The sequence below is a fragment of the Bradyrhizobium sp. A5 genome, assembly GCF_042076515.1.
Classification (GTDB): Bacteria; Pseudomonadota; Alphaproteobacteria; order Rhizobiales; family Xanthobacteraceae; genus Bradyrhizobium; species Bradyrhizobium cosmicum.
Genome location: NZ_CP148990.1, coordinates 5,497,762 through 5,510,055, shown reverse-complemented (window position 1 = coordinate 5,510,055; position 12,294 = coordinate 5,497,762). Strand labels below are relative to the sequence as shown.

General features: G+C 64.5%; 13 protein-coding genes and 1 pseudogene. 6 read left to right on the top strand and 8 right to left on the bottom strand.

Annotated elements, in window-relative coordinates; translation table 11 throughout:
- Positions 1-142 precede the first annotated feature (142 nt).
- Entirely contained in the window at positions 143-1,459 is a 1,317-nt protein-coding gene (locus WHZ77_RS26265; protein ID WP_375310606.1) for a lytic murein transglycosylase, read from the bottom strand.
- Positions 1,460-1,633: 174 nt separating this feature from the next.
- Here WHZ77_RS26265 and htpX point away from each other — a divergent pair.
- Positions 1,634-2,578, top strand: a pseudogene (htpX, locus tag WHZ77_RS26260) (zinc metalloprotease HtpX).
- Between the two features lie 135 nt (positions 2,579-2,713).
- Complete coding sequence (locus WHZ77_RS26255; RefSeq protein ID WP_375310605.1) at positions 2,714-3,355, top strand: tetratricopeptide repeat protein; 642 nt, start codon at positions 2,714-2,716, stop codon at positions 3,353-3,355.
- A 174-nt stretch (positions 3,356-3,529) separates the two neighbouring features.
- Here the strand turns inward: WHZ77_RS26255 and WHZ77_RS26250 are convergent, their stop codons facing one another.
- From WHZ77_RS26250 to WHZ77_RS26230, 5 genes are all read right to left on the bottom strand, one after another.
- Positions 3,530-3,883: a hypothetical protein gene (locus WHZ77_RS26250; protein WP_375310604.1), complete on the bottom strand. Its 354-nt coding sequence runs from the start codon at positions 3,881-3,883 to the stop codon at positions 3,530-3,532.
- Positions 3,884-4,045: 162 nt separating this feature from the next.
- Positions 4,046-4,846: a hypothetical protein gene (locus WHZ77_RS26245; protein ID WP_375310603.1), complete on the bottom strand. Its 801-nt coding sequence runs from the start codon at positions 4,844-4,846 to the stop codon at positions 4,046-4,048.
- 164 nt (positions 4,847-5,010) lie between these two features.
- A complete protein-coding gene (locus WHZ77_RS26240; RefSeq protein ID WP_375310602.1) occupies positions 5,011-5,472 on the bottom strand; it encodes a hypothetical protein in 462 nt (153 codons plus the stop codon).
- 12 nt (positions 5,473-5,484) lie between these two features.
- On the bottom strand, positions 5,485-5,703 hold the full coding sequence (locus tag WHZ77_RS26235; protein WP_375314815.1) for a hypothetical protein: 219 nt from the start codon (positions 5,701-5,703) through the stop codon (positions 5,485-5,487).
- A 115-nt stretch (positions 5,704-5,818) separates the two neighbouring features.
- Entirely contained in the window at positions 5,819-7,264 is a 1,446-nt protein-coding gene (locus WHZ77_RS26230) for a short-chain fatty acyl-CoA regulator family protein (RefSeq protein ID WP_375310601.1), read from the bottom strand.
- A 232-nt stretch (positions 7,265-7,496) separates the two neighbouring features.
- Here WHZ77_RS26230 and WHZ77_RS26225 point away from each other — a divergent pair, with 232 nt between their 5' ends.
- The 3 genes from WHZ77_RS26225 to WHZ77_RS26215 all read left to right on the top strand — a co-directional run bounded on the left by WHZ77_RS26225 (position 7,497) and on the right by WHZ77_RS26215 (position 10,110).
- Positions 7,497-9,131 carry an isocitrate lyase gene (locus WHZ77_RS26225; RefSeq protein ID WP_375310600.1) on the top strand — a complete coding sequence of 545 codons (1,635 nt, stop codon included), beginning with the start codon at positions 7,497-7,499 and terminating at the stop codon, positions 9,129-9,131.
- 30 nt (positions 9,132-9,161) lie between these two features.
- Positions 9,162-9,371, top strand: a complete 210-nt coding sequence (locus tag WHZ77_RS26220) for a hypothetical protein (RefSeq protein WP_015688019.1) — start codon at positions 9,162-9,164, stop codon at positions 9,369-9,371.
- Between the two features lie 184 nt (positions 9,372-9,555).
- A complete protein-coding gene (locus WHZ77_RS26215; protein WP_375310599.1) occupies positions 9,556-10,110 on the top strand; it encodes a hypothetical protein in 555 nt (184 codons plus the stop codon).
- A 112-nt stretch (positions 10,111-10,222) separates the two neighbouring features.
- Here WHZ77_RS26215 and WHZ77_RS26210 read toward each other — a convergent pair whose 3' ends face one another.
- A complete protein-coding gene (locus tag WHZ77_RS26210) occupies positions 10,223-11,104 on the bottom strand; it encodes a metallophosphoesterase family protein (protein WP_375310598.1) in 882 nt (293 codons plus the stop codon).
- Between the two features lie 176 nt (positions 11,105-11,280).
- Here WHZ77_RS26210 and WHZ77_RS26205 point away from each other — a divergent pair, with 176 nt between their 5' ends.
- A complete protein-coding gene (locus WHZ77_RS26205) occupies positions 11,281-11,787 on the top strand; it encodes an NUDIX domain-containing protein (RefSeq protein WP_375310597.1) in 507 nt (168 codons plus the stop codon).
- A gap of 79 nt (positions 11,788-11,866) precedes the next feature.
- On the opposite strand, the gene WHZ77_RS26200 is transcribed toward WHZ77_RS26205, so the two are convergent.
- Positions 11,867-12,256: a DUF2304 domain-containing protein gene (locus WHZ77_RS26200; protein ID WP_375310596.1), complete on the bottom strand. Its 390-nt coding sequence runs from the start codon at positions 12,254-12,256 to the stop codon at positions 11,867-11,869.
- Between the last annotated feature and the right edge of the window lie 38 nt (positions 12,257-12,294).

The window sequence follows — 12,294 nt, the reverse complement described above, 5'->3', positions numbered from 1 at the left end:
CACACCCTCGCTGTCATCGCCCGGCCAGTGCGCAATTGCGCACCAGGACCGGGCGATCTAGTACTCTGAGGCAGCAGTGATTGAGCCGATAGGCTGCGGCGTACTGGATTCCCTGCCTTCGCGGGGAATGACGGAGGAGGGCTTACCGGACTGCGCTCGCCGGCTGCGCCTGTGCGGTGCCGCCGCGCATGCGGGCCAGAAGCTCGGCAGTCGGCCAGGAATCCGCCGGCAGGCCATGCTTGATCTGCATCGCCTTCACCGCGGCGCGGCTCTGCTGGCCCAGTACGCCGTCGACCTTGCCGACATTGAAGCCGGCGCGCACCAGCAATTGCTGCAATTCCTTGAGCTCGTTGAACGGCAGTTGTGCGACCGGTTGGCTCGGCTTGCGCATCGGTGCGGCGCCCGCGATGCGCGAGGCGAGATAGCCCGCGGTGGTCGAATAGATCAGCGAGTTGTTCCATTCGGTGTAGGCCGCGAAATTCGGGTAGGCCATGAAGGCCGGTCCAAAGCGTCCCATCGGCAGCAGTACCGAGCCTGCGAGATTGTCGCTCGGCAGCGGCCGTCCGTCGGGATAGGTGACGCCAAGCTGCGCCCATTTCGAGCGCGGCTGCTGCGCGGTGAGATCGGTCTGATCCCACGGCAGGTTCTGCGGCACCTTGATCTCTTCCAGCCACGGCTCGCCGCGCCGCCACTTCAGTCCGTTGGCGATGTAGTTCGCGGTCGAGCCGATCACGTCGTCCTCGCTGCGGAGCAGATCGCGCCGCCCGTCGCCGTCATAGTCGACGGCATAGTTGACGTAATGGACCGGCAAAAACTGCGTCTGGCCGAGCTCACCGGCCCAGGAGCCGATCATCTCGTCCGGATGCAAGTCGCCGCGGTCGATGATCTTCAGCGCGGCGATGGTCTCGCCCACGAACATCTCCGAGCGCCGGCAATCATAGGCCAGCGACACCAGCGATTTCAGTGTCGGCAGATTGCCCATGTTGACGCCGAAATCGCTTTCGAGGCCCCAGAACGCCGCGATCACTGCCGGCGGCACGCCATATTCCTTTTCCGCGCGCGCGAACGCGGCCGCGTGGGTCTTGATGTGCTGCTGGCCGTTCTGCATGCGATAGGGCGCGGCCATGCGGCCGGCAAATTCGGTGAAGAGCTGGCCGAACACGCGCTGGCCGCGGTCGCGGTTGACGATGCCTTGGTCGTAGACGAGGTATGGCGAGGCCTCCGCGATCGTCCGCTGCGACACGCCGGCGGCAACGGCCTGCTGTTTCACGTCGGCCAGGAAGCGATCGAAGCTCGCGCCATTGTGGCACGACGCCGCGCGCGGCGAGGGGGCGGTGGCCTTGGAGGCCGTGGTTTTGGGAACGGCGGGTTTGGCGGGCGGCGGCGCGAGCTGGGCGGAGGCGGGAAGGGCGAGCGTGAGCAGAGCGGCGGCCGCGATCGCAAATCGGGTCTGGAGCATGAGGTTTCCGGGGGAGGGAGACGCTTGGATTCTTGACGAAGTTTAATGGAATGATCGAGCGCAAACCAGTGCCGCGGCTCCGCGACGCACCCTGAAACCTTGCGCCCGGGCCGGGGTCATCCCTACCTCAAGTGCGCCGGCCGAGGCTCGCCTGCGGCCGCCCAGGAGACGGCCATGAACTATCTTCGTACCGCAATGCTGCTTGCAGGGCTCACCGCTCTGTTCATGGGGGTGGGCTATCTGATCGGCGGCGCCTCCGGCGCCATGATCGCGCTCGTCATTGCCGCAGCGACCAATCTCTTCACCTACTGGAATTCCGACCGCATGGTGCTCTCGATGTACGGCGCCCATGAGGTCGACCGTAACAGTGCGCCCGAGCTGGTCGGTCTCGTCGCCGAGCTTGCGGGCCGCGCCGGGCTGCCGATGCCGCGCGTGTTCCTGATGGACGAGGCACAGCCCAACGCGTTCGCGACCGGCCGCAATCCCGAGAATGCGGCTGTCGCCGTCACCACCGGCCTGATGCGGCAGCTCAGCCGTGAGGAGCTTGCCGGCGTGATCGCGCATGAGCTTGCCCACGTCAAGAATCACGACACGCTGCTGATGACGATCACTGCCACCATCGCCGGTGCGATCTCGATGCTGGCGCAGTTCGGCATGTTCTTCGGCGGCCACCGCGACAATAACAACGGCCCGGGAATCGTCGGCTCGATCCTGATGATGATCCTGGCGCCGCTCGGGGCCATGCTGGTGTAGATGGCGATCAGCCGCACGCGCGAATACGCAGCGGACGATCTCGGCGCGCGCATCGTGGGACAGCCGATGTGGCTGGCGTCGGCGCTGGTGAAGATCGAAGGCGCCGCGCATCAGGTGCCGAACTATGATGCCGAACGAAATCCCGCGACCGCGCACATGTTCATCATCAATCCGCTGTCGGGCCATGGCGTGGACAATCTGTTCGCCACCCATCCTTCGACGCAGAACCGCGTCGCGGCGCTCCGGCAGCTCGCGGGCGAGCTTGGCGCGCGGGCCGCGCCGTCGGTCGGCGCCAACGAAAACTATCCGCCGCGAGGCCCGTGGGGCCGCTCGTCGCGCGGTCCTGCTCGTGGTCCCTGGGGTTGATGGAACAGGCCGGAAATTGCTCCCCGCTTTGTGACTTGGCGCACATAAAATCGCCCGCGGCGGTGGTAACAGCGCGACGAGATTGTTTCTTCGAAAGGGGATGCGTGGCCGGCCCAATGCCGGTCGCCGTCGAAGATGACCAAAGCTGCGGTACCATTGCTGATCGTCCTGGGCGTGCTCGTCGGCCTGTCCACGCATACCGTCGTCAATTGCGGGGACGAGGACGAGCCCGACATCTGCTCGGCCGTGATCGGCTTCTCGCCGCTCCGCGGCTCGCTGATCGCTTTCGCCTATGAGGGACGCGGCCGGATCGCGTTGCGCCACGGCGACTGGCGGCGGGCGATCGCGGATTTCGACGAGGCCATCCACCTCAATCCCAACCGCGCCACGCTCTATCGCGACCGGGCGTTGGCGCGCCGGCAGAATGGCGACCTCGAGCTCGCCATCGAGGATTATGACGAAGCGATTGCGCACAATCCAAAGCTCGCTGCGCCCTATCACGAGCGCGGTCTGGCGCTTGCCGGCAGCGGCGATCTCGATCGCGCGATCCTGAGCTACAACACGGCGATCCGCCTCGATCCGTCGGTTGCCCAGGCCCGCCTCGACCGGGGTCTTGCCTTCCTCGCCCGCGGCCAGGCCGATGATGCCCGCGCCGATTTCGAAGCCGCGCTTGCGCTGCCGGCCGGCAAGGACGCCCGCACCCACGATGCGGCGCGTGCCAAACTCGCCGAACTCGCGAGCGCCGAGCCGACCCAGGCCTCTGCGTCGCGGCGGTGAGAGGATTTTTTCTCCCTCGCCCCGTTCTTACAGGGAGAGGGTTGGGGTGATGGCCTCTATCAGCGAATACGGTGAGTGTTGGATCCGCGGAGACTCGCCCTCACTGGGATTGCATCTGAGATGCAATCCGACCTCTCCCCGCGAGCGGGGCGAGGTGAAGGGTAACGGTCGTGCCTACCTCGCCTTCTGGGCTTGTGCCTTCTTCGCCTTGGCCGCCTTTTTCTCAGGCTTCTCCTTCGCCTTCTTTTCCGCCTTCACCGCAATCGGCGTGCTGGCGGCGAGGCGCATCGCGCGGGCGTAGCTGTCGGCGACGTTGTCGGCGGACATCTGCAGGCGTTTTGCGGCGGCAGTGGCCTGCTCCATGCTGGCCTTGGCCAACATCTTGAAGCGCTCGCCGGTCTCCTTGCCCTTGGCCTTGGCCGCGAGGCCGTTGAAGCGATCCCGCCGCTCCTTGGCGCGGGTCATCAGGCCCGTATGCAGCTGTCTGGCCAGTTGCCGGATCACGACATCCAGGTCGGCGTCCGCCATGTTCTTCTATCCTCTTGAAAACAGTATCGATGCGGGCGGGACTATGCAGATCGGGCCCCGCCTTGGCAATTCCCGGCGGGGCGTCATCCGCAGCTTCCGGTTGGCAAAACAAAAAAGCCGCGCATTTTCTCGCGGCTTTCGGGGTGAGTTGGCGGAGTCGCCTCACTTCAGCGAGGCAACCGGGCCGTTGGATGCCGCCGGCTCGGGGTCGAAGCCGAACACGCCGACCAGATATTTGTAATAGTCCGGCATCTTCTCCTTGAGCGCCTCACGCGACTTCGGGTCGTGGAATTCGCTTTTTCCGGCCAGGAAGATGCTGGAGGTCACGGCAAAGAATTCCATCGGATTCTTCATCGCGTAGGAGTCCTTGGGCAGCAGGTCCTTGGACTTGGCTAGGGCATAATGGCCGATCACGCCCTTGTTGGCGTAGCCGTCCGGCAGCAGCCGCGCGTGAAAGGCGTGCAGCATCTCGTGCAACAGCACGGCTTCCTTCTCGTAGCGCATCATGTCGGGGCGCAGCATGATGACGCCGAGGCCCGAATCGACCGCGAGGTCGACGGCATTGGGATTGCTCCAGCGCTGCTTGTTGGGGTCCCAGACCGTCAGCGTCCGCGGAGCGGTGCGCTGGATGTCCGGTGTGACCCGGCCGTAGCACGCGGTCGCGGCGCCTTCGTCGAGGCAGGCCAGCTCGCTCGCAACGATCGGAACGGTATGGAAGAAGCGCAGCACGCGCGGAGAGAGGCCGGCGCCTTCGACGACGTCGATCTGGCTCTTCAGATTGTCCATGAGCTTGTCGACGTCCTTGCGGTCGCGATTCTCGGACACGTCGAACATGTAGCCGCGGTAGCTCTGGAAGCCCGGCGGCAGCGGCTGCGCTGCGTCGGCATCCAGCGATCCGGCTCTGGATGGACTGGCGAAGAGCGCGCCGACGATGGTTGCGGTCAGCAGCAACGCAATGCGCATGATGAACCCCCTGATGTCACTTCGCCCGGCAGGATAGGCCACCGTTGTTTGCGAAAAGTGAGTGGGGCGAGACTATGGCAGCGATGTTGAGGCGTGCTTAATCCTTGGTTGCAGATCGCGCGGGCGGATTAGTGCGGGGTTAACCAAAGAGAGTCGTGAGGGCGTCAGCTGCCGCCAAGGCTGTGGCTGACCCTGGTCACGACGGCGTCCCACTGGCGCTTCTCGGCCGCGGGATAGTTGATCAGCACGCAGTGGACGTAGCGGACCGAAAAGTTGCAGCGGTCGTACCAGATGGTGTCGCGCTTGACGCTCGACACGACGAAGAAGTGCGGGGTGATCCGCTTGTAGACGATGCCGGACGGTGGATTCTTCCGGGCTAGGAAGGCGGCGGGAGATTCGCCCGTCCGGGGCACCGCTTGCACGGTCAGATCGGCTCTGCCGTCCGCCGAGCGAAACCGCTGCCCTTGGCCGTCCGGCTTGCCGGCGTCCTCCGTGAATATCGAGGCGGGGATGTCTACCGTGGTCCCGGTTTCAGGAATGCGATAGGCGGCCCAGCTCTCCGCGTGCGCAACCGCAGAGCCGCAAAGCGCCAGAACGGCTGCTACAACGCCCGCCTCAACTCTCATGGGTTCACCTCGTCATGTTCCCGGCGCAAGGCTGAGCTCCATCAGCGCAATCCGCTGCAAGACCGCGACGTTGCGCTCGCCGGTGCTGGCCGTGCGGAGAATGGATTGGGCAATGGTGTCGACATGCCCCGAATGCACCGGCTCCGGCAGTGTGGCGACCGCAGCGCCAAGGGCGGCGGTCATGGCCTCGATCACGTCAGGTGCGAATGCCGCATTTGAAAAGTTCTTCATGTCGCCGACCGGCGTCAAATAAGCCGCGCCGCCCTTCTACAGCGATAACGTTGGGAAAAAACGGAAGTTCCTTTAACTGCGAGAGGCGTTATGGTGACGGCGCCAATGGCAACCCTCAGAGCTCCCGTGCATTCGAGAACGCGAACGAACTCACCCGCCGTGTCGTCTCGTCCAGGATCAGCGTGCGCGTGATCGGCGGCTCGGCGCGCTGGGCGCAGTTTTCGCGCTCGCAGAGGCGGCAGTTGACGCCGATCGGCGTGCCTTCGGTTTTCTCCAGGTCCATTCCGGCGGCGTAGACGAGGCGGGAGGCGTGGCGGATCTCGCAGCCGAGACCGATCGCGAAGCGCGGCTGCGGCAGCGGATGCGGCGCCACCGGCCGGCGCACCATCTGCGCGATCGAGAAATAGCGCGTGCCGTCGGGCAGCTCGATCACCTGCTTGAGCAGCCGATCCGGCGTGTCGAAGGTCGAGTGCACGTTCCACAGCGGGCAGGTGCCGCCGAATTTCGAGAACGGGAACGTGCCGGAGGAAAACCGCTTGGAGACGTTGCCGGCATTGTCGACGCGCAGCAGGAAGAACGGAATCCCGCGCGCATTCGGCCGCTGCAGCGTGGTGAGGCGATGGCAGACCTGCTCGAAGCCGGAGTTGAAGCGCTGCGCCAGCAGATGGATGTCGTAGCTCAAGGCCTCGGCGGCGGCCAGGAACGCCGGATAGGGCATCATCACGGAAGCCGCGAAATAGTTGGCGAGCGTGATGCGGAACAGCCGCCGCGGCGCGTCGTCGAGCGGACCGGCGCGGCCGATGATGGTCTCCAGGGCTTGCGCGCATTCGCCGAGGCCGAGCTGGAAGGCGAGCTGGAAGGCGCGGCCGGGCGGGTCGACCAGTTCCGAGATCAGCAACTGGCGGCGGTGACGGTCGAAACGCCGCAGTGTTTCGCGCATCACGTCGACGGGCATGATGCGGGTCTGGATCGAGTGCTTTTCGCGCAGCCGCGCGGCGAGCGCGGCATAGAGCCCTTCGGCCGGCACGTTCAGCTCGTCGCGCAAGGTTTCGGCGGCCTGTTCGAGCTCCGGAAAATAGTTGCGGTTGGCCTCGATCAGCTCGCGCACGCGCTCGACCGGATTGGCCTCGTAGCGCGTGCCGACATCCCGGTCGGCCATCTGCGCCGCGGCCAGCGTCTCGCCCTGGCGGGCCTCGGTGTAGGCCGCGTAGAGCCGTTGCAGTGCGTGAGTCACGCCCGGGCATAGCTCGGCGAGGTCGCGCAGCTCCTGCTTGGGCACGTCGATCTGGCGGAACAGCGGATCGGAAAAGATCTCGTTCAGCTCGGCGAAGAAGCGATCCTCGTCCGCGGTGGCGAGGTCGCGCAGGTCGAGGTCGTAGGTCTCGGCCAGCCGCAGCAGGATCTGCGCGGTCACCGGGCGCTGGTTGCGCTCGATCAGGTTGACGTAGCTCGGCGAGATCCCGAGCCCCTCGGCCATCTGGGTTTGCGACAGCCCCAATTGCTGCCGGATCCTCCGGAAGCGGGGGCCGACGAACAGTTTCTTCCCGGGCTCGGCGGGCATTTTAGAAGCTCCAGAGGCGCTAAGGGCAGCAATGCTGTCCTATATTGTTACAAGATTTACAAAATAACATCTATTACATGTTCCGATGTTACATGACATCACCATTCAAATACAAGCCCTCTATACGAACTTCCCTTTCTCGCGTTTAGCTCAGGACACGCATTTCGCAATGCACTGTCAAAAATGTCGATGACAATGCTAGCAGCTTGTCATCAGCGAAAGGATCGAGCACATGAACTACCAGCCCCGTGGCATCAACGCCCTGCAGCGCCCGGCCTCGTATCAGAGCGAGATCGAGGCGGCCCAGGCGCTCCTCGAAACCAAGCCGACCTGGAACGGGGTGAAGGCCGAGGCCGTCGCGCGCATGCGCCTGCAGAACCGCTTCAAGACCGGCCTCGACATCGCCCGCTACACCGCGGCGCTGATGCGCAGCGACATGGCGGCCTATGACGCCGATCCGACCAAGTACACCCAGTCGCTGGGTTGCTGGCACGGCTTCATCGCGCAGCAGAAGCTGATCTCGATCAAGAAGCACTTCGGCGGCAAGACCGATCGCCGCTACCTCTATCTCTCCGGCTGGATGATCGCGGCGCTGCGCTCCGAGTTCGGACCGCTGCCCGACCAGTCGATGCACGAGAAGACCTCGGTGCCGGCGCTGATCGAAGAGCTCTACACCTTCCTGCGTCAGGCCGACTCGCGCGAGCTCAACGACATCTTCCGCAACCTCGACAAGGCGCGCAAGGAAGGCGACAAGACCCGCGAGAAGGAACTGATCGAGAAGATCGACAACTTCCAGACGCATGTCGTCCCCGTCATCGCCGACATCGACGCGGGCTTCGGCAATGCCGAGGCGACCTATCTGCTCGCCAAGAAGATGATCGAGGCGGGTGCCTGCGCGCTGCAGATCGAGAATCAGGTCTCTGACGAGAAGCAGTGCGGCCACCAGGACGGCAAGGTCACCGTGCCGCACGAGGTGTTCCTGGCCAAGATCCGGGCCTGCCGCCATGCGTTCCTCGAACTGGGCGTCGAAGACGGCGTCGTCGTGACCCGCACCGACTCGCTCGGCGCCGGCCTCACGCAGCAGATCGCCGTCAGCCACAAGCCGGGCGACCTCGGCGATCAGTACAACAGCTTCCTGGATTGCGAGGAAGTGACGCCGGAGAACGCCCGCAACGGCGACGTCATCATCAACCGCAACGGCAAGATGCTGCGTCCGAAGCGCCTGCCCAGCAATCTCTATCAGTTCCGTCCCGGCACCGGCGAAGATCGCTGCGTGCTCGACAGCATCACCTCGCTGCAGAACGGTGCTGATCTGCTGTGGATCGAAACCGAAAAGCCGCATATCGAGCAGATCGCCAAGATGGTCGATCGGATCCGCAAGGTGGTTCCCAACGCCAAGCTCGCCTACAACAACTCGCCGTCGTTCAACTGGACCCTCAACTTCCGTTGGCAGGTCTACGACGCGATGAAGGAAGCGGGCAAGGACGTCAGCAAGTACAACCGGGCCGAGCTGATGAAGCCGGAATACGACGATACGCCGCTGGCCATCGAAGCCGACGAGCGCATCCGCACCTTCCAGGCCGATTCCGCCAAGCGTGCCGGCATCTTCCACCACCTGATCACGTTGCCGACCTATCACACGGCAGCGCTCTCGACCGACAATCTCGCCAGGGAGTATTTCGGCGAGCAGGGCATGCTGGGCTACGTCAAGAACGTCCAGCGCGCGGAAATCCGTCAGGGCATCGCCTGCGCCAAGCATCAGAACATGGCCGGCTCCGACATCGGCGACGACCACAAGGAATACTTCGCCGGCGAGGCTGCCCTGAAGGCGGGCGGCGCTCACAACACGATGAACCAGTTCGGCTAACGCATCACGCTAGCAAACAGGAGACTGACAATGACCAAAGGCAGCAATTTCTGGGTGATCGGCGGCGAGTTCGGTTCGATGAACTTCCACAAGCTCGTGGAAGGCTCGGCCCAGGTGCAGGGTCCGTTCAAGACCCGCACGGAAGCCGAGGACGCCTGGCGCACCGTCTCGGAAGAGAACCGCCACAAGGCCGGCGTCCGCTTCTCGATCGTGGAAGAGCCGGCGCGCGTCTCGGCCTGACGGTCTCAATTCAAGAAGACGTCCAAGGACGGATGGTCCCATCCAGGCTTTGCCTGGGTGGGATCGTCTGTTTTTGGCACAGGTGAGCCGGCTGCGGCGCCGTAAGTCTCTGGAATTGCGAACCCTTTGCGGAAGGATTGGTTGCTGATAGGTTAACGGAGGATAGTCGAGGACGAGGCCGACAATGTCAGAGCCCGAGACCAGCGGGACCCATCCCAGCCAGCCGCGCCCGGTGCGGCTGCGCGACGCGCTGCTGCGCGCACGGATCGAGGCCGCCGACCGGACCGGCGTGGTCGTCGATTTGCGCGACGCCGAGGTGGCGCGGCTCGAGATCCTCAACGACGCGCTCGATCCCCTGTTCGCCCAGGTGCCTGACAAGATCGACCTGTTCGACCGCGGCGTCAGCCAGGGCGATACGCCGAGGCTCTGGATCGACGTCGTCGCGCACATCCTGATGGGGCGCGACAAGCGGATGTACCGCTTCGTCCAGGACACCCGCTTCGGCCGCATCGTGCTCGCCGAATCGCACGACATTCCGGTGATCGTCGAAGCCGTCACCGACTATGTCGCCCGCCGCATGATCGAACGCGAGCGCGCGCTGGTGGTGCCATCGGAGCCAAAGTCCGAGGCCGCGCCGCCGCCACGCCGCTCGCGAGTCTGGCCGTTCGTGTTCGGATTCGTACTCGGTGCCGCCGCCTTGTTCGGGGTTGCCGTGCTGGCGGCCCTGCGGAGCTGGTGAGGCGTTGTCATTCCGGGGCGCGCGAAGCGCGAGCCCGGAATCCATTTATCCTCATACGCGTGGCTCGATGGATTCCGGGCTCATGCTCCGCATGCCCCGGAATGACAGCCGGTTAAACCAGCCTCGTATGTTTGATCTGCCGGATCTGAAATCCGGACTCCAGACTCCGCACCGTCTGCTCGCAGCGCCAGCCGGCATTGTCCTTCTCGATCGTGAACAGATTATACGCCGCGGCCGGGTAGCGCCCGTGCGCGAGCGCGGAGGCCGACGGCACGCCGACCGCGGGGATGTTGCCGTTGGGGCCCTCGAACCACATCGTCGAATGAATGTGGTCGTGCCCGTGCAGGATCAGCTCGACGCCGTGGCGTTTCAAGAGTGCCAGCAGTTCTCCGGAATCCGTCATCCGCTTCTGGCGCGCGTCCGACTTCAGCGGATGATGCACCAGCAGCACCCGGAAGACATCCTCGGCCGAAAGCCGTTCGAGCATCTGTTCGAGGGCCGCGAGCTGCTCGCGGCCGAGCGTGCCCGTGGCCATCAGCGGCAAGGTCGGCACCGCCGTGGACAGGCTGATCAGCGCGAGCGGCCCGCGCCGGCGCAGGCTCGGAAACCCGGTGCTGCCGTCGTCGCCGGCAAGATAGGGCGCAAAGGTCTCGCCGAAGCGATGAAAGGTGGCGCGGACATAGGCATCGTGATTGCCGGGTATCGTGGTGACCCGGTCGGGCGGGCCGACATCGTCGAGCCAGGCCCGCGCGGGCGCGAACTCCGCCTCGAGCGCCAGATTGACGAGGTCGCCTGTGACGGCGATGTGGTCGGGTGCCTGCGCTTTGACGTCGGCGACGAGTACGTCGAGCACCTCGCGGCGCTGGTACTTGTGGCGGTTGCGGGTCCAGTTGACGTAGCCGAGCGCGCGCTTGCCCGCGAGTTCGATCAGCCGCGGCTTCGGCAAGGGCGGCAGATGCGGGTCGGACAGATGGGCGAGCGTGAAGGGGGCCATGACGCGCGATTGCCTCGCTATTCGTTTGCTGTAATGGCAAGGTCGCGGGCAACGTGCAAGCGGGGTCCGGGCAGGGGCCTGTTGGGAGTTTTCTTGGGAGTTTTCTTGGGAGTTTTCTTGGGAGTTTTCTTGGGAGTTTTCTTGCGAAGTTTCTTGCGAAGTCTCTTGGGAGCCTGATGGGGGATCGTCTGAACCGCGTCCGACGGAAATTCGAGCCGCTGCTGCGGCGAATCTTCCACGCCTATTTCCTGCTGGTCCGCGGCATGACGCTCGGCGTCCGCGCCGTGGTGCTGGACGACGAGAACAGGGTGTTCCTGGTCAGGCACAGCTACATCAGCGGCTGGTATCTGCCCGGCGGCGGCGTCGATCTCGGCGAGACCATGGAGCAGGCGATGCGGCGCGAGCTCAAGGAGGAGGGCGATATCGATCTCACCGGGGAGGCTGTGCTGCACGGCATCTTTCTCAACAGCCACGTCTCCCGCCGCGACCATGTCGCGGTCTACGTGGTCAGGCAGTTCACGCAGGAACGGTTGCCTGAACCGAACCACGAGATCGTCGAGTGCGGCTTCTTCGCGATCACGGCGTTGCCCGAGGGGACCACGCATGGCACGCGGCAAAGGCTTGCGGAGGTGCTGGACGGCCAGCCGTTGATGTCGACGTGGCGTGAAACGCCGAGGACATGATGAAATTGGGCTCGGTCGGCTTGCTCGGTTCACCTCTCCCTTCGGGAGAGGTGTCGGAGCGTTGGCGGCTTGCTTCTCTTCAGGCAACATTCGTCCCGCTTGTCCGCCCGCACTCCTTCGCCTTCAGCTCCAGCGCCAGCAGGCTCTGCTCCTGGATCAGCGCGCAGTTCTGCCGCTCCAGCCGGTGCAGCTGCGCCGTCATGTTGTGCATGAACGCGAACACCACCAGGAACAGCGTGCCGAACATCACGACGAACGGAAACACGACGCCGGTCAAATGGCTGACCAGATAGGCCAGGTTTGGAAACAGCGCGAAGCCCGCCGGTATGATCGCCACCATGGACAGCATCATGAAGTCATAGAGATCGAACTTCCCCTGCAGCGTCTTGCGCAACAGCACCAGCATGTAGATCGACGCGAAAGCGGAGATGATGACGACCGTCTCCGGGCTCGGAAGGGGACTTGTCACGGCTGCCTCCTCGGAAGGTTCGATGGAACGATGGGATT